This window comes from Rhabdothermincola salaria (assembly GCF_021246445.1).
GTDB classification, from domain to species: Bacteria; Actinomycetota; Acidimicrobiia; order Acidimicrobiales; family Acidimicrobilacustridaceae; genus Rhabdothermincola_A; species Rhabdothermincola_A salaria.
On record NZ_JAJQXW010000001.1, the window covers coordinates 824,490 to 848,024 of the forward strand.

Here is a 23,535-nt window from a genome sequence, read left to right on the forward strand (position 1 = left end):
GCCGTGATCCCCGAGGTGGAGGATCTCGACGCGACCAGCGTCGAGACGCTTCTTCGCGGGCGCCACCCCGGGGTCGAGGTCCACGAGGTGGCGGTCATCGACGTCGCCGAGCTCACCAACACCCACGTCCGACTGCAGGTGGACTACGCCTCGCCCGCCGGCGCTCCCGAGCACCTCTTCGTGAAGCTCCCCCCTCGGGAACCGGAGCGGCGGCGGCACATCGCGGCGACGGGCATGGGCCCCAAGGAGGTGCGCTTCTACGACGAGCTGGCGTCCCGCACACCGCTGAGGACCCCGGAGCTGCACGGCGCGGCCCTCGACGAGGAGAGCGGCGACTTCGTGCTCGTGCTCGAGGACCTCGTCGCGTCCGATTGCACGATCCCCGACGGCACCCGCGGGGTGACACCCGACGCCGCCGCCCGAGCGCTCGAGGAGCTCGCCCGCTTCCACGCCCACCACCTCGACCCGAGGGTCCGGGCCGTCGAGGCCGCGTGGGTCGCACCGGCCGGTCCCGGGAGCGACTACGCGATCGGCATGCTCCGCCACGGCATCGAGCACCATCGCGACCGCCTCGACGACACCTTCGTCGCCGTGGCCGAGCTCTACTGCGCCCACCGCCTCGAGATGCAGGCCCTCTGGCACCCCCAGCCGTGGACGGTGGTGCACGGCGACCCTCACCTCGGCAACGTGTTCGACGACCACGGTCGCATCGGCTTCCTCGACTGGGGCATCGTCATGCGCAGCACCTCGCTGCGCGACGTCAGCTACTTCCTCACCATGGCGATGGACCCCGAGGACCGGCGCCGTCACGAAGAGACGCTGCTGCGCCTCTACCTGGCCGCGTTCGCCGCCGAGGGTGGCCCGGAGACGTCGTTCGACGAGGCGTGGTCGGCCCACCGCCTCCAGGCGGCCTACACCGTGCCCGCCAGCTGCCAGGTCGTCACCTTCCCCGACGACGCCACCCCCCGCCGCCGGTCCTTCGCCGAGGCCTTCCTCGCCCGGGCCACCGCGGCCGTCGACGACCTCGACGCGCTGGGGGCGCTCCACGCCGCCGGCCTCGGAAGCCGCCGGTGATCGGACCCGCGGCCGCCGTCTGTGGCAGCATCGAAGGCACACGTCCAGGTCCGACGCCCGGGGGAAGGGGTCCCCACCGTGCCCGCCTCATGGGCAGCCAGCGGCTGCCGGTGTGCGCCCGGTGGCACCGACACCCCGTGGGCCACGGACCCGTCCCGTTCGCTCCCGTCTCCACCACCGCAGCACCGTCCCGAGGAGGACCCATGGCCATCTCCGAGATCTCCGCTCCCGAAGCCGTCCACATCGGCACCGACGACCTCCCGTTCGTCGAGATCGGCAACGGCAACAAGCTCCGCGTCCTGCAGGTGAAGGAGAAGGAGGGGCTCTGGATCATCGAGAACATCTTCCAGGCCGGGTTCTCCGTGCAGACCCACCGCCACACGGGGCCGGTGTGGGGCTACACCCAGTCCGGCGGGTGGAAGTACAAGGAGTACGACTACGTCAACCGCGCCGGGTCGTTCCTCTACGAACCCGCCGGTTCCGTGCACACGCTGGAGTGCATCGAGGACGAGACGCGCGTGTGGTTCCACATGTACGGCGTGAACCTGAACCTCGACGACGAGGGCAACGTGGACTCCGTCGCCGACGGGGCCGGCACCCTGGCCTTCTACCTGGCCATGTGCGAACAGCAGGGCCTCGGCACCCCACCCGTCATCACCGACTGAGGACCGCGACATCTTGCTTCGGTCGGCAAGCCTCCCTTCGCCGCCTTCGGCGAAGCGCGTGGCCTGTCTGAGGCTCCGTCGCTGCGCTCCTGCGCCTGTTGCAAGTCGGCACAGACCCGGCGTCTCTCTTCGGGGGCGAGTGGGTTCCGGGGGGTGGCCCGCACCACTGGTTCTGACGCGCGCACGGGAGCGAGTGCGGCCCGGCGGCCGTCGCCTGCGATCGACGAAGGGTTCGTCGACCCACGCCCGAGGTCGGCGAAGCCGCCGCTGCGAGCGACCGAGCACGTCAGGTTCTGGTGCGGGACAGGACCCGCCGGGACCCCGAGGGACGTGATGTCTTGCTCCGGTCGGCAAGCCTCCCTTCGCCGCCTTCGGCGAAGCGCGTGGCCGGTCTGAGGCTCCGTCGCTGCGCTCCTCCGCCTGTCGGGAGTCGGCTGATGCTGGAGGTCACGTGGCGGCGGGCAAGCGCAGCGTCGCCGCCACACCGCGTCCCGACGAGCTCGCGAGGAGGGCGCCATAGGCATTGACTGGGTCAAGACTGAGTCGTAGCATCACGTCACGGGCCACACCTCGGTGGCACCGACGACCCACGGGAGCATCGATGCCGGGTTCCGACCGCTACACGATCATCTCCGCCGACGGCCATGCCGGCGGCAACCACGCCCAGTACCGCGAGTACCTCGATCCGGCCTGGCGCGACGAGTTCGACGCCTGGCGCGGTCGCTACAAGAACCCCTTCCGTGACCTCCAGGACGACGGTCGGACCCGCAACTGGGACACCGAGCGCCGTCTCGCCGACCTCGACGCCGAGGGCGTGGCCGCCGAGGTGCTGTTCCCGAACACGGTGCCGCCGTTCTTCCCGACCGGTGTGGTGATCGCCCCCGCCCCCTCGCCGGAGGACTTCCCCAAGCGCCTCGCCGGCCTCCGGGCCCACAACCGCTGGCTGGTCGACTTCGTGGCCGAGGCACCGCTGCGCCGCGCCGGGCTCGCCCAGATCGCCCTCAACGACGTCGACGAGGCCGTCAAGGACGTCTACTGGACCAAGGAGCAGGGGCTCTCGGGCATCCTGCTGCCCGGCGTGTCGCCCGACACGCCGTGGATCGACCCGCTCTTCAGTGAGGCCTACGACCCCGTCTGGGCCGCCTGCCAGGAGACCGATCTGTCGATCACCCACCACGCCGGGGGCAGTGGCATCCCCAACTACGGCAAGCACCCCGCCGCCCTCACCATGTTCGTGCTCGAGTCGGGTTGGTTCGCCAACCGGGCCCTGTGGCACCTGATCATGGCGGGCGTGTTCGAGCGCTTCCCGGGCCTCAAGTTCGTGATGACCGAGCAGGGCTCGTCGTGGCTGCCGCCCGCACTCACCCGCATGGACGACATCCACGCCTCACAGGTGCGGGGCCGCATGGGCGAGATCGGCATGCCCGAGTCCGGTGCGCTGCCGCACAAGCCCAGCGACTACTTCAAGCGCAACTGCTTCATCGGCGCCAGCTTCCCGCCGCCGTCGGAGGCCGCCACCTTCCACGACATCGGTATCGACAAGATCATGTGGGGCAGCGACTACCCCCACAACGAGGCCTGCTCTCCGCTCAGCCGCGAGTCGTTGCGCCGCAGCTTCGAGGGCTGGAGCGAAGGCGACCTGCGCCAGATCCTGGCCGAGAACCAGGCGCACGTGTACGGCTTCGACCTCGAGGCCCTGGCGCCCATCGCCGACCGCATCGGGCCGACCGTCGACGAGATCGCCACGCCGCTCGACGCCGTCCCCGACCACCAGAGCCCTGCCTTCCAGCGGGCCTGACGGCCTCGGTCGCCAGGCCATCGTCGCCGTGCCTGCTCCTGCCGGCCGCGTCTCCGGCGCCGTCACCGACGTGACGGCGCCGGCGGCGCGCCCCTCCCCGCCCGGCGCCGCCGGGTCCGGACCCGACGACCTGGCCCCCATCCGACTGGGGATGACCCGCCTGCAGCGCCTGTTCGCCAGCCGGCGCATCCACGCCAACATGGCTGCCGCCGCCGGCGTGCGACTCTCCGAACAGGGCCTGCAGGTGCTGCGCACCCTCGCCGACGGCCCACCCCAGCCGGTCGGCGACCTCGCCCGAGCCGCCCGCATGGACACCGGCGCGGTCAGCCGCCAACTGCGCGGGCTCGAGGAACAGGGCCTGGTGGCCCGCCAGAGCAGCCCCACGCACGGGTCCATCGTGCTGGTCAAGGCCACCGACGAGGGACGTCGCCTGCAGCGGCGCTACGAGAAGGTGCGCACCGGGCAGCTCGGCCGCGCCCTCGATGACTGGACGCCCGCCGAACGAGCCGACCTGGGCCGGCTGCTCCTGCGGCTCGTCGACGACCTCCAGTCGACGCCGTACCTCGACCCCGACGAGGTCTGAGGCCTCGTACGCGGGCCGTCCTCGGCGCCCGCCCAGGTCGAGGCCAGGGCGCCGGGGGATGCCCCCGGTCCCGCCCGGGTTCCTCGGCTGGTGCATGATGGCGGACAGACGGCCGACCAGGAGGGGACGCGTGCCCGGAGACGACAAGGCGATCGAACAGGCCCGGACGATGTGGGAGCTGGTGGAGGCCCGGGCGTCCGCCTCACCCGAGGTGGCCGCGCTCATCGAGAGCGACCGTGAGCTGACGTTCGCCGAGCTCCGCGACCAGGCCGAGCGGGTCGCCGCCGGGCTGCAGGACCTCGGCATCGGCCGCGGCACGCGGGTCACCTGGCAGCTCCCCACCCGCATCGAGACGGTGGTGCTCTCCCTCGCGCTCGCTCGCCTGGCCGCGGTCCAGAACCCGATCCTGCCCCTGTACCGCGACCGCGAGGTCGGCTTCGTGGTGTCCCAGGTCCAGGCGGACGTGTTCTGCGTGCCCGGCGACTGGAACGGCTTCGACTTCGTGGCCATGGCCGAGCGCATCGCCGAGGAGCACGGCGTGCACCCGAGGGTGCTCGTCACCTACGACGACCTCCCCGAGGGCGATCCGGCCACCCTTCCCCCGGCCCCCAGCGACGGCGACGAGGTCCGCTGGATCTACTACACGTCCGGCACCACGTCGGCGCCCAAGGGCGTGCAGCACAGCGACGGCACCCTCATGGCCGGCGGGCTGGGCCTGGCCGACGCCTTGGAGCTCACCGCCGACGACGTCGGCTCCATCGCCTTCCCCTACAGCCACATCGCCGGGCCCGACTACCTGATGATGCTGCTCTACCGGGGCTGCGGCGCGGTGCTCATCGAGGCCTTCGCGCTCGACGCCGCCGTCGAGCTGTTCGCCCGCAAGGGCGCCACCATGGCCGGCGGCGGCCCGGCCTTCTACCAGATGTACCTGTCGAAGCAGCGCAGCCAGCCCGGCGAACCGATCATCCCCTCGTTGCGACTGCTGTCGGGCGGCGGGGCCCCGAAGCCCCCGGAGATGTACACCGAGGTCAAGAACGAGATGGGCATCCCGGTGTGCCACGGCTACGGCATGACCGAGTGCCCGATGATCTCCCAGGGCGGTCCCGACGACTCCGAGCACCAGCTGATGTACACCGACGGGCACCCCGTCACCGGTTGCCAGGTGCGCATCGTCACCCTCGACGGCGAGGTCGCAGGGACCGACGTCGACGGGGAGGTGCGGGTCAAGGGCCCCATGGTGTTCAAGGGCTACACCGACGCCTCCCTCGACGCCGATGCCTTCGACGACGAGGGTTGGTTCCGCACCGGCGACCTCGGCCACCTCGACGACGCCGGGTACGTCGTGCTCACCGGACGGCTGAAGGACGTGATCATCCGCAAGGGCGAGAACATCTCGGCCAAGGAGATCGAGGACCTGCTGTACCAGCACCCCAAGGTGGGCGACGTCGCCGTGATCGGCCTCCCCGACCGCGACCGGGGCGAGCGGGTGTGCGCCGTGGTCGAGACCGCCGAGGGCACCGACCCCCTCACCTTCGACGAGATGGTCGCCTACCTCGCCGAGGCCGACCTCATGCGCCAGAAGGTCCCCGAGCAGCTCGAGGTCGTCGACGCCCTGCCCCGCAACAACACCCTGGGCAAGATCCTCAAGACCGATCTGCGCGACCAGTTCCGCGACAAGCCCTGGCCCTGACATGGCGGCGCGGAGCGCCGCGGTGTGGCGGCGACGCGGCGCGTGCCCGCCGCCACCTGACCCGGACCCGTCGACCGCGTTCGGCGTGCGTTCGTGGCGGCGCCGGGGAGCGCCGCGGTGTGGCGGGCCCGCTGACCGGCGACCGGGTCAGGCGTTGCCCATGAGGTCGATGGGGCGCAGCACCGCGAAGGTGGCGTGGGCCACCCAGCGCGGCACCGGCTCCATCGTCAGGCCACCTCCGGCGGCGTGGATGATGTGGCCGTCGCCGACGTACATCCCGGTGTGGCCGTCCATCAAGAAGATGTCGCCGGGCTCCATGAGGGCCGTGTCGAACCGGGTGGCCACCTGGGTGGCCATGAACGCCGGGTCGGCCTCCATGGCGTAGGTGGTGGCCGGGATCGTGAGCCCGATCAGCCGGTAGGCGGTGTGGGTGAAGCCCGAGCAGTCGAAGAAGCCGTTGCCGAAGCGGTTCGTCCCCGGTGGGCAGAGCGGGTCCTGGGGGCGGGCGTCGGGTCCGAGGCACTGGGAGTACGGCGTCCCCAGGCGGGACGCGGCCCAGTCGAGCATGCCGGGGACGTCGCCGGGCTCCAGAGCGACGCCGTATGTGTCGAACTGGGGGACCCCGTCGGAGGTGGCATACGGGTCGGACGGCACGAGGCCGAGGTCGACGCCGGGGGTGCGGGCGTAGCGGCGGGCAGCGGCCAGGACGATGCGCACCCGAGCCGAGTCTCGTTCCTCGCCGTACACCGCGGCCTGCAGGGGGACGTGGGCGTCGAGCGGGGCGTCCCCGGCGCACAGGGCCTCGGCGAGCGGGGTGAGGACGCGGGGGAGGTCGTAGGCGCCGGCCGGCTCGTCGGGTCCGGGGGCGGTCTCCACCAGCTCGGCGGTCGGTCCCGTCGGACGACCGTGGCGCCAGCGCACCCGCCCGATGCCGGCGAGCACCGCGGCCGGCAGCCGGCACTCCGGGTCGATGGCGTTGATGTCGGCAGCCGCCCGCTGGTAGGCGAGGTAGGCGACGCCGGGGAGGTCGGTGGCGCCGACTGCCGCCAGGGTGGCGTCGGCGGCTTCCTCGGCGCTCACCCGGTCGGCCTCGGCCCCCTCACGCGTGGCCTCGGCCTCGCCGAACGCCGCGCTGGCCTCGGCCTGTGCCGCCATGGCGTCGTCGAGGACGTCCTCGGCCTCGTCGCGCCCGTCGATGGTCAGCTCGAGCTGGTGTCGCCGGGCGCTGAGCGCCCCCACCATGACCTGGTGGTCACGAGGCGACGCCACCCCGTGGCGCACGTAGCTGGCGGCGCTCAGCTCGCCGTACAGGCGGCGCTGCTCCGTGAGTGCGTCGGTCGCCGTTCGGAAGGCGTCGGTGGCGGCGGCGAGCGCCTGGTCGGCGTCGGCGAGCTCACCCGCCGCCGCGTCGCGGGCCTGCTCGGCCCCGACGACGGCGTCGATGGTCGCTTGGAGCCGTTCCATGGCGGGGGCCACCGCCGTCGCCGGATCCTCGACCGCGCCCACCGGCGCGGCCGGTGCCACCAGCAGGCTCGCCAGGACGGCCACGCCGAGCGCCATGGCGAGGAGGCGACGCCGGAGTGGAGGAGAAGAGTGGTTCATCGCAGTCGTAGTGTCGGCACGTCGGAGCCCGGACTCGAGTGGCTCGGTCGCCGCCCGAGCGGTCCGGACGGCGACATGTGTCACACGGTCATGCCTGGCGGACCCCGAGGCTACGACCTGCCGGGACCGCGTGTCAGGCGGTCGCGACCGGGCGCTGGGCGCCCTCCGCAGGCCCCTGGCGCGGAAGGTGCCCAAAACATCTCTAAGCTGTCAACCGAGGAGGTCAGATCCGACCTCCTCGTTTGCGTGAAGAGAGAGAATCAAGTGACTACTGGAACCGTGAAGTTCTTCAACAACGAGAAGGGCTTCGGCTTCATCTCCAGGGAGCAGGGGGACGACGTGTTCGTTCACTTCTCCAACATCCAGGGCTCCGGCTTCAAGACCCTCGAAGAGGGTCAGCAGGTCGAGTTCGACGTGGCACCCGGCCGTAAGGGCGAGGAAGCTCAGAACGTCCGCCCCATCTGACCCTCGGGTCGCCCCTGGAGCCGTCGGCGGAGACGTCGGCGGCTCCACGCAGTTTTCTGCCGTGAGAGGAAAGGCGGTGTCCTAGTGGGGGCACAGCGCACGAGTTTCGAGAAGTTGCAGCGCGACCGGGCCAAGAAGGCCAAGGCCGCCAACAAGCGGGAGAAGCGCCAAGGTCGCGCCGAGACCGACCCCGACGAGCCGGCCGTCTCCACCGACGCCGAGGCGCTCCTGGCCGACGACGGTCACGAGTTGACCGCGGGCGAGCTGCTGGCGCTCGTCGAGGAGCTCCACCGGCGCTACGACGCCAAGGAGATCGAGTTCGAGGAGTTCGAGGAGCGCAAGATCGAGCTGCTCCAGCGCCTCCCGGTCGACTGACCGACGGCGGCGCCCGGCCCGGGCTCTCCCAGCCCGGCCCATGAACGACGACGAGGCCGGCCCATCGGGCCGGCCTCGTCGCGTCAGGTCACTCCTCGGTCACCATGGCGAGCTGCCACCGCTGGCTGCGCAGCACGTTGCGCCGCTTCCAGAACGGCGTCTTCCAGTGGCGGATGCGGTTGGGCCGCACCTCCTTCGGCTCGTCGGCCGCCTCGTCGTAACCGTGGCGGCGAACCTCCTCCACGACGACGAGGTCGTCGAGGTCGGCGCCGTTCACCGCCTGGTGAAGCTGGACGTTGGCCTGATGTCGCACCTTGCGGTGCTCCACCTGGCGCATCTCCCGAGCGGGCAGGACCCGCCGGTCGCGGCGTTGGCCACGATGCCGTGCTCCCATGGGCGAACCTCCTGGGGACGGGGGCCACTCCGAACGGAGCCGGCCCGTTCCTCGCCATGGTGCACCCACCGGGCCGCCCCATGCCAAGAACGCACTGCGTCATTGTGGAGACCGGCCGATGACGCCAGGGTGAACGCTCCGGGACGATCCCGATCGGTGCTCGGTCGCCTGCCCGGACCGGCTCAGCGCGTCAGCGTGACGGGTCGGCTCTTGACGACCTCTTCGAAGAAGTCGTTGCCCTTGTCGTCGACGACCACGAAGGCCGGGAAGTCCTCGACCTCGATGCGCCAGACGGCCTCCATGCCGAGCTCGGGGTACTCGAGGACCTCGACCTTGCGGATGCAGTCCTGGGCCAAACGGGCCGCCGGACCACCGATCGATCCCAGGTAGAAGCCCCCGTGACGGGCGCAGGCCTCGGTCACGGCCTTGGAGCGGTTGCCCTTGGCCAGCATCACGTAGCTCCCGCCGTGCTGCTGGAAGAGGTCGACGTAGGAGTCCATCCGGCCGGCGGTCGTAGGGCCGAACGAGCCCGAAGCGAGACCCTCGGGCGTCTTGGCCGGACCGGCGTAGTACACGGCGTGGTCCTTCATGTACTGCGGAAGCCCCTCGCCGGCGTCGATGCGCTCCTTGAGCTTTGCGTGGGCGATGTCGCGCGCCACGATGACCGGCCCGGTGAGCGAGACACGGGTCTTCACCGGCAGCTTCGACAGCGCGGCGCGGATCTCGTCCATCGGTCGGTTGAGGTCGATGTGCACGACGTCGTCGTCGAGGTGCTCGTCGGTGATCTCGGGCAGGAACCTCGCCGGGTCGTGCTCGAGCTGCTCGAGGAAGACGCCCTCGGCGGTGATCTTGCCCAGGGCCTGGCGGTCGGCCGAGCAGGACACGGCGATGGCGACCGGGCACGAGGCCCCGTGGCGAGGGAGGCGGACCACCCTCACGTCGTGGCAGAAGTACTTGCCACCGAACTGGGCACCGATGCCGGACTCCTGGGAGACCTTCAGGATCTCACCCTCGAGCTCGAGGTCGCGGAAGCCGCGTCCCAGGTCGTTGCCCGAGGTGGGCAGGGAGTCGAGGTAGCGCGCCGACGCCAGCTTGGCCGTCTTGAGGGCGAGCTCGGCCGAGGTGCCGCCGACCACGACAGCCAGGTGGTACGGGGGGCAGGCCGAGGTGCCGAGCAGGTCCATCTTGGCGGCGACGAAGTCGAGCAGGCTGTGGGGGTTGAGCAGCGCCTTGGTCTCCTGGAACAGGTAGCTCTTGTTGGCCGACCCGCCGCCCTTGGCCATGAAGAGGAACTTGTAGGCGTCACCATCGACGGCCGCGATCTCGATCTCGGCGGGGAGGTTGGTACCGGTGTTGACCTCCCGGTACATGTCGAGGGGGGCCATCTGCGAGTAGCGCAGGTTCGAGGTCTGGTAGGTGTCGAAGATGCCCCGGGAGATCGCCGCTTCGTCGCCGCCGGCGGTGACGACGAACTGGCCCTTCTTGCCCTTCACGATGGCCGTGCCGGTGTCCTGGCAGGACGGGAGGACGCCCCCGGCGGCGATGTTGGCGTTGCGCAGCAGGTCGAGGGCCACGAAACGATCGTTGCCCGAGGCCTCGGGGTCGTCGAGGATCGAGGCCAGCTGCGCCAGGTGGCCGGGCCGCAGGAAGTGGGCGATCTCGCGCATGGCCTCGGCGGTGAGCAACCGGATGGCCTCGTGGTCGACCTGGAGGAAGGGCCCGAGGGGCGTCTCGACCGTCGAGACGCCCTCAGCGGTGAGGAGACGGTACGGGGTGGTGTCCTCACCCAGGGGGAGGAGGTCTTGATGGGCGAACTCGGCCATGGCTGCGAAGGTACCGCTTGGTGACCAGCGGCCGCGAACCCGCCCGAGGAGCTCCGCGCCGCGGGTCGGCATCGCTCGGCGACGCCTACCCCGAGCACTAGTCTCTGCCGGTTCCCCCGCTTCTCCAGGAGCATCTCGCCATGCCTGCCGTCGTCATCTACGAGAGCCTCACCGGCAACACCGCCCGCGCCGCGGAGCTCATCGCCGCCGGACTCACCGAGCAAGGGGTGCCGGCGATCGCCTGCCCCACCACCGCCATCGACTACCAGGCCCTGGCCGACGCCGATCTCGTCGTCGTGGGCAGCTGGACCGACGGGCTCTTCTTCGTGGGTCAGCGTCCGGCCAAGGCGGGACGGCTGGCCCAGCTGCCCTTCATCACCGGCAAGACCTGTGCCGTGTTCTGCACGTACGCCATCGACACCGGCAAGACGCTCGACAAGCTGAGCGACATCATGCGTGACCGCGGGGGCGACGTCATCGGCGGCATGGCCATCAAGCGCAACCGGCTCGAGGCCGGCTCCCGGGAGTTCGTCGATCGGGTCCTCGGGGTGCTGTCCACCCGCTCCTGAGCCGGCGGGGCGCGGCGCCGCGCCGAGGGTGGCGGTTTTCGCTCCGGTCGGTGGTCGAACCTGCCGATCATCCGGGTAGCGAGACAGCGACCGTTCCGACCGGCGACGTGAGGGGGCCATCATGGCTACGACCGGCTCGACCACCTACCACGCCGACCGGCTCTACCTCGTCGGCGACGTCGGCCCCGCCCATCCCACCGAGCGCCCCACCTGGGCCCCCACCCGCGAACAGGCGTGGGAGGCCGTGCGGGTCCGGATCCTCGACGACCTCTCGACCGCCCCGCGCCTGCGGTGCGCGGCCTACCGCCTCGCCCTCGACGAGCTCGACAGCACGGGCCCGCAGGACGACGGGTGGTCCGTGGCCGTGGACGACCGGGCCTACTTCTACCGTCCCCACGCCGTGGGCCGACCGGCGTCGCTCACACGCGGCGAGGCGGCGCTGCTCCTCGCCCTCGCCGTGACCGGCTGAACCCGGTCGGACGAGCGGTGGGCCCCGTCAGCGCGCCGGTGGGCCGGTGAGCACCTGGTAGACGGCCATCAGCACCCGGCGGCCCTCGTCGTCGAGGAGGCTGTCGTGCTCGATCGCGGCGGGCACCGACGTGACGGCCCGGGCGTCGAGGGGCAGGTAGCCGAGAAGCCGCGAGAGGGCTCCGGCCTTGGCCCCCAGAGCCCGCTCGATGGCCCACACCTTGGGACGAGTGGGCTCGGTGTCTCCGTTGACCCACATGGTGACAGCCGACGCGGTGTAGGGCCGAGACCCGTCGCCCAACTCGATGCGAGCGACCTCTGCGCCCAGCCAGGCCCGGCTGCGACCCATGTCCTCCAGTCGTTGTCGGACCGCCCGCCCGAAGACCCTCCGCTGCTGCTCGCTCGTGTCCACCGCGCTCCCTGCGCTCCCTGCTCCGGTCACCCGGAGACCCGCTCGGCGGTCGTCCGGCGGAAGGCAGAGTGCTACCACAGCGAACTGGCACCGACAAGGCCGACCATGACCGCACAAGTGAAGCTGGTCGGCACCGGTGGTGCCGGCCCGCCGCGGTCGCTCAGCCCGTTCCGGACCCGATGTCGAGGCACACCTGCCTGGCCGCCCGGCGACCCGAGACGAGCGCGCCCTGGATGGACGCGGTGTCGCGGTGGTCGCCGCACACGTAGCGCCGCTCGCCCACGGCGACGGGCTGGCGAGGGTCGAGCGGCGGCCTCTGGTCGGGCTGGCCGTGGCGGATCACGTCCACCCGCAGGACCTCCCACTCCTCGACGCCGGGACCGAACCAGCGCAGCATCTGGCGGGTCACGGCCACGGCCAGATCCGGGTCCAGCGCGGCCGGTCCCGGGACGGCGGCCACGATGAGCGACCGACCCGGCGGGGCGTAGGAGCGAGCGGTCTCGCTCATCACCGCCACGTTGGCGGCGGGGCCGGAGCTGTCGCCGTCGAGCATCAGCACCGCCCCTCTCCTCGGTGGCTCCGGGGCGCTGAACCAGACGGCCGCGACGGGCCGTGAGCCGACCTCGCGCAGCCCGAGCAGGTGTGACGCCGTGGGGCCATCGGTGGCGACCAGCAGGGCCCGGCCCTCGACGCGTGACCCGTCCTGGCCCACCGCCGTCGTGCCCACGAGGTGGTCCACCGGGCGGTCGAGGTGGACCACGCCGCGGGGGAGCGGCGCGGCGATCCGCTGGGGGAGCACCCCCATGCCGCCGGCCGGGACTGCGGCATCACCCTCGGCGAGCATGCGCCAGATGATGTCGAAGCGCCGCGCCGAGACCTCGAGGGTGGGGTCGAGCTGGATGCCGGCGAAGAGGGGGCGGAAGAAGCGCTCGATCATGACCGGGCTGAAGCCGAAGCGCTCGAGTCGTTCCTGGGTGGAGCGATCCGGCCGCCTCAGGAGGGCGCCGGCCGGGCCCCGGCGATCCGAGGCCACGAGGGCCAGCACCCGGGCCTTGTCGGCCAGGCTGCCGATCGGCGCCCGCAGGGTGGGGATCAGGTCCTGGGGCCGTCGGAGAGGATCACCGACCCGGTGGAACCGACCGCCGATCCGGACCACGGCGCCCGGCTCGAAGCGGCACAGCGACAGGCTCTCGGGGTCGACCCAGCGACGCACCTCGGGATAGGCCGTCAACAGGATCTGGAAGCCCCGGTCGAGTCGGTGTCCGTCGACGACGTCGGTGCGGACCCGGCCGCCGACGCCGTCGGACGCCTCGAGCAGGGCCACGTCGAGCCCGGCCTCGACGAGCGTCCGGGCAGCGGCGAGACCGGCCAGGCCGGCCCCGACGATCACCACGTCGTGTGCCATGGCTGACGACGTTACCGATGCCCGTCCCTCGCCTCGGGGTCGAGGGCGCACAGACCGGGGCGGACGTCGGCGTCCGGCCGCCCACGCTGGCCCTCGGTACGCTCGCGTCCCGTGACCCCCTCCGACCCCACGCTGGCCGAGCGGGTGCCGGAACCGGCGCTCATGGAGGACAGGGACCAGGCCCGCGCCTACAGCGAGGGCGACTTCGCGGCGGCGCACGAGGCGATCGTCGACGACGTGGTGCGGCGTCACCCGGAGCTCGGTCGCGGCGCCGGCCTCGAGGTCGTCGATCTCGGATGCGGCCCGGCCGATGTCACCGTCCGCCTGGCCCGACGGCTCCCCGAGGCGTCGGTGCTCGGGCTCGACGCCGGGCCCGTCATGTTGGGCCTGGCCCGGGCCCGGATCGACGCCCTCGGCCTGGCCGTCCGGGTGACGGTGGCCGAGGCCCGTCTGCCCGACGTCGACGAGGACCTGTCCGGCCGGTTCGGGCTGGTGGTGTCCAACAGCGTGCTGCACCACCTCGACGATCCCGGTGCGCTGTGGTCCTCGGTGAAGGTGCTGGGAGCCCCGGGGGGCGCCGTGCACGTGGCCGACCTCTGCCGCCCCGGCGACGGCGCCACCCTCGACGATCTGGTGGCCCGCCACGCGACGGGTGAGCCCGACGTGCTGGTCGAGGACTTCCGCAACTCCTTGGCGGCGGCGTACCGCCCCGACGAGGTCAGGGACCAGTTGGTGACCGCCGGGCTCGATGCCCTGCGCGTCGACGTCATCTCGGATCGCCACCTCGTGGTCTGGGGACGTCTGCCGTGACACAGGTCGACGCCCGCGTCGCCCTACGCTCGTCGTCCGTGCCCTGCGGTCCTGCCTCCCTCGCCCCGGCTCGTGGCTGACGACGCCCCGGGGCCGTCCCCCGAACCGGCGGCCCGTCGGGTGATCGGGCGGTCCGTCGATGCCGAACTGCGCCACGTGGTGGTGGGGACACCGGCGCGACCGGAGAGCTCAGGAGCGCCCTCGGCGCCGGCGGTGGGCGCGGCGGCGAGCGCCCCGGCACCGCCCGCCGTGGCCCCGTCGCCGGCCAAGCGCCCCGTCACGGTCATCGGGCGTAGTTCGAGCTCGTCGCCGGCCCCGTCGCTCGCGGCCTCCCCGCCACCCCCCGGGGTGCCCCCGGGCGGGCGCCGAGGGGGAGGAGGAGGCGCTCGGCCGCCTCGCCGAGCCCGAGGTGTCCCGTGGCGCCGCCTCGTCGTCTTCGCGGTCGTGGCGCTGCTGGCCCTGCCGGTGGGCTTGTTCCTGTTCGGCTGGTGGCAGTTCTCGCGCATCCCCCGCGTCGACGTCGCCGCCGCCCTCTCCTCCAGCAGCGGTGCCGGCGGCACGAACTACCTCATCGTGGGCACCGACTCGCGCGAGGGCATCTCCCCCGACGACCCCAACGCCGGGGCCTTCCTGGCCGAGGACGTGGCGGGGGCGCGCACCGACACGATCATGGTCCTGCGCATGGAGAGCGGAGGGGCGCGGCTCCTGTCGATCCCCCGTGACCTCTGGGTGCAGAACCCGGCGACGGGCGAGATGGGCCGGGTGAACTCCACCTTCGCCGAGGGACCCGCCAACCTCGTCACCGCGGTGCGCAACCTCGGCATCCCCGTCGAGCACTACCTCGAGATCAACTTCGTCAGCTTCGGGCGGCTGGTCGACGCGGTGGGAGGCATCACCATCGACGTGCCCGCGCCCGCCCGCGACGCCAACTCCGGGCTCCAGATCGACACGGCCGGCCCTGTCACCCTCGACGGCACCCAGGCCCTGGCCTACGTCCGCAGCCGGTACTACGAAGAACTGGTGGACGGCACGTGGCGACCCGATCCGACCGGCGACATCGGGCGCACCGAGCGCCAACGAGAGTTCCTCAGCGCCATGATGTCGGCCATCGGCGGCGAACGGAACCCGCTCTCGCTGGCCCGGATCCCCGGTTCGCTCGGCGCCGGCATGAAGATCGACGACGCCCTCGGCTACCTCGACGCGCTCCGCCTGGCCTGGGACTTCCGGGGGGCATCACCCGACGCGGTGGCCCTCCCCGTCACCCCACGGACGACCTCGGGAGGCGCCGCCGTGCTGGAGCTGCAAGAGCCCGGTGCGGCCGAGATCATCGCGAGCTTCGGCCAGTGAGCCCGGCCCCGCCCCTGGTCGTGGTCGACGCACGCGTCGACGGCCGTCCCACCAACGTGCGGTGCCGTGACGGGGTGATCGACGCCATGGGCCCCGAGGTCGTCGTGGCGGCTGGCGACGAGGTCGTCGACGCCCGGGGCATGGCGCTGGTCACGGGCCTGGTCAACGCCCACACCCACGCCGCCATGACCCTCCTGCGCAGCTTCGGCGACGACCTGCACCTCATGCCCTGGCTCGAGGAGAGGGTGTGGCCCGCCGAGGCCCGGCTCACCGCCGACGACGTCTACTGGGCCACCCGGCTGGCCGCGCTCGAGATGATCCGCGGCGGCACGGTGCACTTCGTCGACATGTACTGGCACGCCGAGGCCGTCGGCCGGGCGGCGGCCGACGCCGGTTTGCGCACCACCGCCAGCCAGGTGCTGATCGACGGCGGGCCCGGCAACCCCGGCGCCGACACCGGTGCCCTGCTCGCCACCGCCGAGGCCTCCCTCGAGGAGCTGGGCCGGCTCGGCCCTTTGGTCGTGGCGTCGCTCGGCCCCCACGCCGTGTACACGGTCTCCCCCCGGTCCCTCGAGGCGCTCGGCGAGCTGGCCGACCGCACCGGGGCCCCCGTGCACATCCACCTCTCCGAGACCGAGGGCGAGAACACCGCCAGCGTGGCCGCCACGGGGGCTCGGCCCACCGCCCTGCTGGAGCGTCACGGCCTGCTGGGCCCGCGCACCGTCGTCGCCCACGGGTGCTGGCTCGATGACGACGAGCTCGCCCTGCTCGCCGAACGGGGCACCACCGTGGCCACCAACCCGGTCTCCAACATGAAGTTGGCGGCCGGCACCTTCCCGTGGACACGGGCCCGGGCGGCGGGCACCTCGGTGGCCATCGGCACCGACGGCACCGCATCGAACAACGCCCTCGACCTGTTGGGTGACCTCAAGGTGCTGGCCTTGGTGCACAAGGGCGGCTCGGGCGACCCGACGGTGCTCCCGGCCGAGGAGGCCTGGGCCACCGCCCTGGCCGCCTCGTCACCCCTGCTGGGCGGCGACCGCCTCACCCCGGGGGCCCCCGCCGACCTCCTGCTCATCGACACCGAACGGCCGGAGATGGTGCCCGGTCCGCTGCTCGAGAACCTGGTGTACGCGGCCAACGGCTCGGTGGTCGACACGACCGTCGTCGCCGGTCGGGTGCTCATGGAGGGCCGCACGGTCGCGGGTGAGGCCGAGGTCATCGCCGAGGTGCGCTCCCGCGCCGAGCGGATCCGCGGCGGCGCCTGAGTGCTGCGCCTCCTGCGGGCGAACCTCCGCGGCCACGCGCTGCGCCTCGCCCTCACCGGCTTCGCCGTGGTCGTCGGCGTGGCCTTCCTGGTCGCCACCCTGCTGCTGTCGGGCGCTCTCGACCGCAGCATCGACGGCATCGGTGCCGACGAGATCTCCGGTGTCGCCCTGGTGCGAGCGCCGTTGCCCTTCGACGCCGACGACAGCGGCGGCGGCAGCCTCGGCGTCCTCGCCACTCGCCCCCCACTGCCCGCGACGGTGGTCGACGCGGCGGCCGCTATCGAGGGGGTCCGCCTCGCGGCGGGTGTGGTGAGCGCCCCCGGGGTGCTCACCGACGTGTCCCTGCCCTTCGCGCCGGGCGACGACGCCCCGGCCGAGGTCACCACCTGGATCGGTGACCCGGAGCTCGACGGCGCCACCCTCGATCTCGGGCGGGCCCCGGTCAGCGTCGACGAGGTCGTGCTGCGATCGGCCGACGCCACCATGTTCGAGGTCGGGGTGGGCGACACGCTCGACATCTCGCTGCGCGACGGGGCCCGGACCCTCACCGTCGTCGGGCTGGCCGAACCCACCACCAGTGCGGCCTTGAGCTTCGACACGGTCCTCGGCGTCGCCCCGACCGCCGGCCCCCTGCTGGGGGCACCGGAGGGCTTCGTCGACGAGGTGCGCGTGGCGGCCGCCGAAGGGGTGGCCCAAGAAGAGCTCATCCGCCGGCTGGAGGCCGCACTCGGACCCGCGGTCGAGGTCGCTCCCGGCGACGAGCTGGTCCAGGCCATACGCGACCTCGTGCGCCTCCTGGCCTCGGCTGCGACGGGCTTCTTCGTCGTGTTCGCCGGCATCGCCCTCTTCGTCGGGGGCTTCATCATCTTCAACACCTTCTCGATCCTCCTGGCCCGCCGAGGGCGCGAGATCGCCCTGATGCGAGCAATCGGGGCCGGGCGACGACAGGTCCTGGGCGCGTTGCTGGCCGAGGGCCTCCTCACCGGCCTGCTGGCCTCGCTGCTCGGGCTGTTGGTGGGCGGTGGCCTCTTCCTCGCCGTCCGGGTGGGCGCGGCCGTGGTCGCCGACGCGGAGATCGCTCTCGTCCTCCAGCCATCGCTGCTGTTGGCGGCGGCCGCCGGCGTGGCGGTCACCACCGTCGCCGCGGTCGTGCCGGCCCGGAGAGCCGCGTCGATCCCTCCGATCGCCGCGCTGCGGGAGAGCGCGCTCGACGCCGAGGTCCGCCCCTGGCGTCGCGGCCTCATCGGTGCCGGCGAGGTGATCGTCGGCGGTGGGCTGCTCCTCTGGGGCCTGGTCGGCCAACCCCCCCGCCGGGAGGCCGTGGTCGGGGTCGGGTTGGCGCTGCTCTTCGTGGCCGTGACCACCCTGGGGCCGCTGGCCGCCGGGCGCTTCACCTCGGTGGTCGGATGGCCGCTGGAACGGGCCACGGGGCCCACGGGTCGCCTCGGACGGGCCAACGCCGTGCGCAACCCCCGCCGGACGGCCTCCACCGCGGCCGCGCTGATGATCGGTGTGACCCTCGTCGTGCTGGTGGCCACGTTCGCCGAGTCGCTCAAGGCCACCTCGGCCAGTCGCCTCACGTCGTCCTACGCCGCGGACGTCATCGTGAGCGGCGGCAGCACGCTCGGCGTGCCCGACGAGACCGTCGACGCGATCGGCGCCACCGACGGCGTCGAGCTCGCGGTGGCGCTGCGGGCGACGTCGGCGGGGATCGGTGACGAGGTCCGCACGGTCATCGGCGCCGAGCCGGATGCGCTCGAGGAGGTCGTGGTGGCCGACGTGCGCGACGGAGACCTGCGCGCCCTCACCGATCGTGGCATCGCCCTGCGGGCCGGGCTGGCCGACGACCTCGGTGTGGCCGTGGGCGACGCCATCACCGTGGACCTGCCCACCGCTCGTCGGACCCTCGAGGTGGTGGCCGTCTACGGCGTCGACGACGTCCTCGCCGACGCCGTGATCACCCCTGCGGCCTTCACCGCTGGCGTCGCCCCGCCGGACCTCGTCGTACGCGAGGTGCTGGTGGCCGGAGCCGCGGGCGATGGCGCCGCGCTCGGTCGACTCGAGACCGCCGTCGAGGCGGTGGCCGAGGGAGCACCCCAGGTCGAGGTGTCCACGCCTCAGGGGCAGGCCGACGCCCTCGCCGGGGCGATCGACCTGGCGCTGGTGATCGTCTACGGGTTGTTGGCCCTCTCGGTGGCGATCGCCCTGCTCGGCATCGCCAACTCCCTCGCCCTCTCGGTGTTCGAACGGCGCCACGAGCTCGGTTTGTTGCGGGCCGTGGGCATGACCGCCAGCCAGGCGGCAGCCACCGTGCGGGGGGAGGCCGTGCTCGTCGCCCTGTTCGGCACCGCCCAGGGGGTGGTGCTCGGCCTCGCGTTCGGTGCCGCCGTGGTGGCCGCCCAGTCCGATGCCGTGCTGGCCCTGCCGTGGGTGACGGTGGCCGTGGCGTTCGTGGTCGCCGTCGGGGCCGGGGTCCTCGCCGCCGTGGTGCCCGCCTGGCGGGCGGGACGCACCGACATCGTCTCGGCCCTGGGGTCGACGTGACGGCGCCGGGGCTCCGATGAGCCGCCCCGAGGAGGACGTGACCCCCCTTTGGCTGTCGCACCACTGGCCCGACGACTACGAGCGTTGCACCCTCGTGGGCGGTCGCCACGTCTGCCGCCGGTGCCTGTGGATGTATCCGTTGGCCTTCGGAGTGCTCGTCGTCGGGGTGCTGGGGGTGCGACTGCCTCCGACGGTGGAGATCGCGGGCTACGCCGTGGCGACCCTGCCGGCGCTGGTGGACTTCGTGCTCGAGCACCTGGGGTGGTCGAGGCCGTCGCCGCGCCGGATGGTGATCGTGAGCGTGCCCCTCGGGGTCGGGCTGGGGCTCGGGTTCACCCGGTACGTCCATGCCCCGGGCGATCCGTGGTTCTGGGCGATCACCGTGGCCTACGCCGGCGTCGCCGGGGCGGCCTGGCTGACCGGCCGACGGTGGCGCTGAGCGCCGGGCTCAGCGAGCGATGACGGCGGTGCCGTAGGCCACGATCTCCGACAGGCCCTGGCCCACGTCGGAGGAGTCGAAGCGCACGCCCACCACGGCGTTGGCACCGAGCTCCTGGGCGTGGGCGACGAGGCGTTCGAGGGCGTGGCGTCGGGCTTCCTCCACCACCCCGGTGTACTCGGGCACCTCGCCCGCCTTCAGCGAGCGGATGCCGCCGGTGAACCCCTTGGCCAGGCCGACGCTGCGCACCACGAGACCGAAGCACAGGCCCACGTTCTGGTCCACGGAGAGCCCGGGCAGCTCGTAGGTGGTGGAGCACGGGATGGGCAGGGGGGTGGCGCCGGGTTCGGCCATGAGGATCCTCGGAGGGTCGGTTGCGGGTTGGGGGTGAGGTCAGTCGGCGATGCTGAGCATGACGTGGTCGGGCTTGGTGGCCGCGGCCTCGAGGACCTCGAAGGCGTTCTCGACCACCGGCACCAGGTCCTGGTGGTGGCGGAAGGCGGCCCGGTCGAGGCGGCGCATCCGATCGAGACCCGTGAGGAGGTCCTCGTGGGCCAGCCAGCCCTTGTTCCCGAGCCGGAGGTGCGGGGACAGCACGGCCGAGAGACCGTCGCTGCCGAAGCGTTCGGTGAGCTGGATCAGCTCGCGCCCCCGGGCCAGCCGTCGGGCCTCGCACGGCGGCCAGCCGAGGTCCGGGAGCCGTCGGCGCAGCAGGTCAGGGGCGTGGAAGGCCCTGGTGGGGATGAGGTAGGGCGCCATGAGCACCCGGTACCAGTCGGTGAGGTACGACGCGTCGGTGCCGTTCATCCACTCATCCGGATGTGAGACGGGGAGGACCTCGAGGTAGGAGCGCACGATGGGATCGGTGCTGACCCAGGTGCGCAGTGCCTGTTCCCGAACGGCCACGTCACCGTCGGGCGATCGCCGGAGCGCCTCGAGATCGAGGTGGAACTCGATCGGGTCGAGCATCCACGCACGGCTCATCATCGACATGGGCACCCCCTCATCTCGTGGGTTCCCTCAATGCTGACGCGTCGGTGCCCTCCCTGGGTGGATGCTGCGTCGTCCGGCGTTCACCCAGGTGAACGCAGGGCGTCGACGAGGGCTTCGACCACCGGCCGCAGCGGTGGCGCGGGAGCGGCCTCGATGGAGTCCATGGTGCAGAACACCTCCGTGACGAAGGCCCGGCCCTGCAGGGTGCACAGCACCGAGCAGGTGGGTCCGCCCTCGAAGCGCACCAGTACCTCGAGCAGGCCCAGCTGGCGATCGACGTAGCCGACGGAACCGACGCGGGCAGCCGCGTCGAGCAGCAGGGCGAAGGCTTCCGAGGGCGGCACGGTGATGGCGATGGTGTCGCCATCGACGGTGTCGGCCTCGGTCGCCTCGGTGGGACCCGGGGCCCCGGTGGGCGGACGCCCTTCGGCCGCCGTCCGGGCCGACGCGCTCGGCGGCGTCGGCGCGGGGGCCGGCACCAGCTCGCCCCCTGTCGCGAGGGTCGCGGCCCGGACCGTGGCGAAGGCGGCCGTGATGCGGGCCGTGCGGGCGGTGGCGTCCGGCTCGTGGCGCAGATCCGGGTGGCTGCGGCGCACCAGCGAGCGATAGACGAGTCGCACGTCCGCCAGGGGCGTGCCCGGCACCACGCCGAGCACCCCCAACGCCTCGGTCAGCGACATTGAGGCCACCGTCGTTCAGTCCCGGGGACCGGGCAGCACCGCCTGGGTGCGGATCACCCTCGAGTCGTCGGCCCCGACGACCACGAGCGCCACGGCGTGGCCCACGCCGTCGCAGGGGAGGGTCACCACGAAGGGACCCTCGACGGGCACGGGCCCGGCCACCTGGGTGCCGTCGACGATCACGGTGGCGGCGACCGCCCTCCGGGCCTCCCACTCGACGGTTGCGTCGTAGGTGGGCTCGGTGCACGACAGCGGCGCTCGCACGGCGAAGGAGTCGACCACCACGCCGGTCGGTGCCGCCTCGGTGGTGGTCGTGTCGCCGATCGCGGTGGTCGTCGGTACCAGGCTGTCGGGCAGCGAGATGGTCGTGGTGTCGGTGGCCGGTGCCCCGTCGGTGGTCTGGTCGTCGCTGCAGCCGACACCGACGAGGGCGAGCACGGCGAGCACGGCGAGGGCGAAGGGGGCCGGCCGGCGAGGCACCGGAGAGCGGGGCGGGGGGATGACCACGGCCCGAGGGTAGAGCCCGGCGGGGGAGTCGAGCAGAACCCGTTCCCGCGGGCCGTCGCCCGGGTCGACGGGTGCGCTCCAGGGCAACGGGCGTGCCACGATGCGCAGGTGCTGCTCGACCTCGCGGCGACGGCGCCCGATCGGGTGGCCGTCACCGACCTCACCCGTTCGCTCACGCGGGCCGAGCTCGTCGATCGCGCCACCCGCCTCGGGCGCTGGTGGGGCGACGAGGGCGTGTCGCCCGGTGGGCACGTGGCCTGCCTGCTCGGGAACCGGTCGGAGGCGGTCGAGGCCGTGCTGGCGGCCACCTTGGCCGGGATGTGGCTCACGCCGGTGAACCGGCACCTCACCACGGAAGAGGTCCGCTACGTCCTCGACGACAGCGGCGCCACGGTCGTGGTGACCGACGCGGAGCACGCAGGACTGGTCCGGGAGGCGGCCGGCGACCGGACGGTCGTCGTCGCCGGTGCCGAGCTCGACCGTGTGCTCGCGGCGGCGCCGGACGAGCCGTTCCCCCTCACCGGCCCGGCCGGGGGCACCATGCTCTACACCAGCGGCACCACCGGTCGACCCAAGGGGGTCCGCCGGGCGGTGGCATCGGACCTCGGGGCCCAACTGCGCTCCCTGGCGGCCTCGGGACGCCCACTCGGGTTGCAGGGCCTGGGTGCCCACCTGGTCACCGGCCCGCTGCACCACGCCGCCCCGCTGGGATTCGCCCTCATCGACCTGCACAACGGCGCGCCGCTCGTCGTCATGCCCCGCTGGGACGAACGTCGTGCCCTCTCACTGATCGCCGAGCACCAGGTCACCACCACCCACCTCGTGCCCACCATGTTCGTGCGCCTCCTGCGCCTCCCCGCAGACGAGCGGGCCGCCTTCGACCCGTCCCCGCTGCAGACCGTGCTGCACGGGGCGGCGCCCATCGCGCCGTCCGTGAAGCAGGCCATGATCGATTGGTGGGGGCCGGTGCTCGTCGAGTACTGGGGTGGCAGCGAGGGCGGCTACGTCACGGTGGCCGACAGCGAGGACTGGCTCAGCCACCCCGGCACCGTCGGTCGCCCCGTGTCGACCTACGAGGTGTACGCGACCGACGACGACGGCCGGCGCCTCCCGGCCGGGGAGACCGGCACGCTGTGGTGCCACAACGCACGCGTCGACCGCGTCTTCGAGTACCACCGGGCGCCGGAGAAGACCGCGGCCGCGTTCCGGGCACCCGGCACCTACACCCTGGGCGACATCGGCCGGGTCGACGCCGACGGTTACGTGTACCTCTCGGACCGTGCGGCCGACATGATCATCTCCGGAGGGGTCAACGTGTACCCGACCGAGGTCGCCCAGGCGCTTGCCGAGCACCCGGCCGTGGCCGACGTCGCGGTGTTCGGGATCCCTGACGAGGAGTGGGGTGAGCAGGTGAAGGCCGCGGTGGAGCTCCTCCCGGGCCACTCGGCCGGCCCGGACATGGAAGCCGAGCTGCTGGCGTTCGCCCGCGACCACCTGGCCGGCTACAAGGTGCCGCGGTCGGTCGACTTCGAGGAGCACCTGCCGCGGTACCCCACGGGCAAGCTCCACACGCGGGTACTGCGCGACCGCTACTGGCCCGACGAGGGCCGCCGGATCTGACGCT

General features: G+C 72.7%; 24 protein-coding genes. 15 read left to right on the forward strand and 9 right to left on the reverse strand.

Annotated elements, in window-relative coordinates; genetic code table 11:
- The first annotated feature begins 3 nt into the window (after window positions 1–3).
- The 5 genes from LUW87_RS03780 to LUW87_RS03800 all read left to right on the forward strand — a co-directional run bounded on the left by LUW87_RS03780 (window position 4) and on the right by LUW87_RS03800 (window position 5,810).
- Complete coding sequence (locus LUW87_RS03780; protein ID WP_232669739.1) at window positions 4–1,074, forward strand: ecdysteroid 22-kinase family protein; 1,071 nt, start codon at window positions 4–6, stop codon at window positions 1,072–1,074.
- A gap of 203 nt (window positions 1,075–1,277) precedes the next feature.
- On the forward strand, window positions 1,278–1,739 hold the full coding sequence (locus LUW87_RS03785) for a 2,4'-dihydroxyacetophenone dioxygenase family protein (protein WP_232669740.1): 462 nt from the start codon (window positions 1,278–1,280) through the stop codon (window positions 1,737–1,739).
- Between the two features lie 601 nt (window positions 1,740–2,340).
- Complete coding sequence (locus LUW87_RS03790; protein WP_232669741.1) at window positions 2,341–3,537, forward strand: amidohydrolase family protein; 1,197 nt, start codon at window positions 2,341–2,343, stop codon at window positions 3,535–3,537.
- Window positions 3,538–3,565: 28 nt separating this feature from the next.
- Window positions 3,566–4,120, forward strand: a complete 555-nt coding sequence (locus tag LUW87_RS03795) for a MarR family winged helix-turn-helix transcriptional regulator (RefSeq protein ID WP_232669742.1) — start codon at window positions 3,566–3,568, stop codon at window positions 4,118–4,120.
- Between the two features lie 169 nt (window positions 4,121–4,289).
- The gene (locus LUW87_RS03800; RefSeq protein WP_249419851.1) at window positions 4,290–5,810 is read left to right on the forward strand and encodes a class I adenylate-forming enzyme family protein; all 1,521 of its coding nucleotides are present in this window, start codon (window positions 4,290–4,292) and stop codon (window positions 5,808–5,810) included.
- A 147-nt stretch (window positions 5,811–5,957) separates the two neighbouring features.
- On the opposite strand, the gene LUW87_RS03805 is transcribed toward LUW87_RS03800, so the two are convergent.
- Complete coding sequence (locus LUW87_RS03805; protein ID WP_232669744.1) at window positions 5,958–7,370, reverse strand: C40 family peptidase; 1,413 nt, start codon at window positions 7,368–7,370, stop codon at window positions 5,958–5,960.
- Between the two features lie 321 nt (window positions 7,371–7,691).
- Between LUW87_RS03805 and LUW87_RS03810 the strand changes: the two genes are divergently transcribed.
- On the forward strand, window positions 7,692–7,877 hold the full coding sequence (locus LUW87_RS03810) for a cold-shock protein (protein ID WP_346742392.1): 186 nt from the start codon (window positions 7,692–7,694) through the stop codon (window positions 7,875–7,877).
- 84 nt (window positions 7,878–7,961) lie between these two features.
- Window positions 7,962–8,252, forward strand: coding sequence for a hypothetical protein (locus LUW87_RS03815; protein WP_232669746.1), 291 nt, complete (start codon window positions 7,962–7,964; stop codon window positions 8,250–8,252).
- Between the two features lie 88 nt (window positions 8,253–8,340).
- Here the strand turns inward: LUW87_RS03815 and LUW87_RS03820 are convergent, their stop codons facing one another.
- Window positions 8,341–8,646, reverse strand: a complete 306-nt coding sequence (locus tag LUW87_RS03820) for a hypothetical protein (protein ID WP_232669747.1) — start codon at window positions 8,644–8,646, stop codon at window positions 8,341–8,343.
- A 182-nt stretch (window positions 8,647–8,828) separates the two neighbouring features.
- Window positions 8,829–10,469, reverse strand: coding sequence for a fumarate hydratase (locus tag LUW87_RS03825; protein ID WP_232669748.1), 1,641 nt, complete (start codon window positions 10,467–10,469; stop codon window positions 8,829–8,831).
- 140 nt (window positions 10,470–10,609) lie between these two features.
- Between LUW87_RS03825 and LUW87_RS03830 the strand changes: the two genes are divergently transcribed.
- Both LUW87_RS03830 and LUW87_RS03835 read left to right on the forward strand, forming a co-directional pair.
- Window positions 10,610–11,038 carry a flavodoxin family protein gene (locus LUW87_RS03830; protein WP_232669749.1) on the forward strand — a complete coding sequence of 143 codons (429 nt, stop codon included), beginning with the start codon at window positions 10,610–10,612 and terminating at the stop codon, window positions 11,036–11,038.
- A 121-nt stretch (window positions 11,039–11,159) separates the two neighbouring features.
- Window positions 11,160–11,507 (forward strand): hypothetical protein, encoded by a 348-nt coding sequence (locus tag LUW87_RS03835; protein ID WP_232669750.1) that lies wholly within the window; start codon window positions 11,160–11,162, stop codon window positions 11,505–11,507.
- Between the two features lie 27 nt (window positions 11,508–11,534).
- On the opposite strand, the gene LUW87_RS03840 is transcribed toward LUW87_RS03835, so the two are convergent.
- A complete protein-coding gene (locus LUW87_RS03840; RefSeq protein WP_232669751.1) occupies window positions 11,535–11,918 on the reverse strand; it encodes a hypothetical protein in 384 nt (127 codons plus the stop codon).
- Window positions 11,919–12,078: 160 nt separating this feature from the next.
- Complete coding sequence (locus tag LUW87_RS03845) at window positions 12,079–13,323, reverse strand: NAD(P)/FAD-dependent oxidoreductase (protein ID WP_232669752.1); 1,245 nt, start codon at window positions 13,321–13,323, stop codon at window positions 12,079–12,081.
- Between the two features lie 111 nt (window positions 13,324–13,434).
- Between LUW87_RS03845 and LUW87_RS03850 the strand changes: the two genes are divergently transcribed.
- The 5 genes from LUW87_RS03850 (at window position 13,435) to LUW87_RS03870 (ending at window position 19,731) form a co-directional block, all read left to right on the forward strand.
- Complete coding sequence (locus tag LUW87_RS03850) at window positions 13,435–14,133, forward strand: class I SAM-dependent methyltransferase (protein WP_232669753.1); 699 nt, start codon at window positions 13,435–13,437, stop codon at window positions 14,131–14,133.
- Between the two features lie 444 nt (window positions 14,134–14,577).
- Window positions 14,578–15,480, forward strand: coding sequence for an LCP family protein (locus tag LUW87_RS03855; protein ID WP_232669754.1), 903 nt, complete (start codon window positions 14,578–14,580; stop codon window positions 15,478–15,480).
- Entirely contained in the window at window positions 15,477–16,748 is a 1,272-nt protein-coding gene (locus tag LUW87_RS03860) for an amidohydrolase family protein (protein WP_232669755.1), read from the forward strand. Before LUW87_RS03855 ends, LUW87_RS03860 begins: the two co-directional genes overlap by 4 nt.
- On the forward strand, window positions 16,749–19,292 hold the full coding sequence (locus LUW87_RS03865) for an FtsX-like permease family protein (RefSeq protein WP_232669756.1): 2,544 nt from the start codon (window positions 16,749–16,751) through the stop codon (window positions 19,290–19,292). It begins immediately after the preceding gene.
- A gap of 37 nt (window positions 19,293–19,329) precedes the next feature.
- Window positions 19,330–19,731, forward strand: coding sequence for a hypothetical protein (locus LUW87_RS03870; protein ID WP_232669757.1), 402 nt, complete (start codon window positions 19,330–19,332; stop codon window positions 19,729–19,731).
- Window positions 19,732–19,740: 9 nt separating this feature from the next.
- Here the strand turns inward: LUW87_RS03870 and LUW87_RS03875 are convergent, their stop codons facing one another.
- The 4 genes from LUW87_RS03875 to LUW87_RS03890 form a co-directional block, all read right to left on the reverse strand.
- Window positions 19,741–20,085, reverse strand: coding sequence for a YbjQ family protein (locus tag LUW87_RS03875; protein WP_232669758.1), 345 nt, complete (start codon window positions 20,083–20,085; stop codon window positions 19,741–19,743).
- Between the two features lie 39 nt (window positions 20,086–20,124).
- Window positions 20,125–20,724: a hypothetical protein gene (locus LUW87_RS03880; protein ID WP_232669759.1), complete on the reverse strand. Its 600-nt coding sequence runs from the start codon at window positions 20,722–20,724 to the stop codon at window positions 20,125–20,127.
- 80 nt (window positions 20,725–20,804) lie between these two features.
- On the reverse strand, window positions 20,805–21,404 hold the full coding sequence (locus LUW87_RS03885; protein WP_232669760.1) for a hypothetical protein: 600 nt from the start codon (window positions 21,402–21,404) through the stop codon (window positions 20,805–20,807).
- A 15-nt stretch (window positions 21,405–21,419) separates the two neighbouring features.
- Window positions 21,420–21,911, reverse strand: a complete 492-nt coding sequence (locus LUW87_RS03890) for a hypothetical protein (RefSeq protein WP_232669761.1) — start codon at window positions 21,909–21,911, stop codon at window positions 21,420–21,422.
- Between the two features lie 108 nt (window positions 21,912–22,019).
- Between LUW87_RS03890 and LUW87_RS03895 the strand changes: the two genes are divergently transcribed.
- Window positions 22,020–23,531 (forward strand): AMP-binding protein, encoded by a 1,512-nt coding sequence (locus tag LUW87_RS03895; RefSeq protein WP_232669762.1) that lies wholly within the window; start codon window positions 22,020–22,022, stop codon window positions 23,529–23,531.
- Window positions 23,532–23,535: the final 4 nt, after the last annotated feature.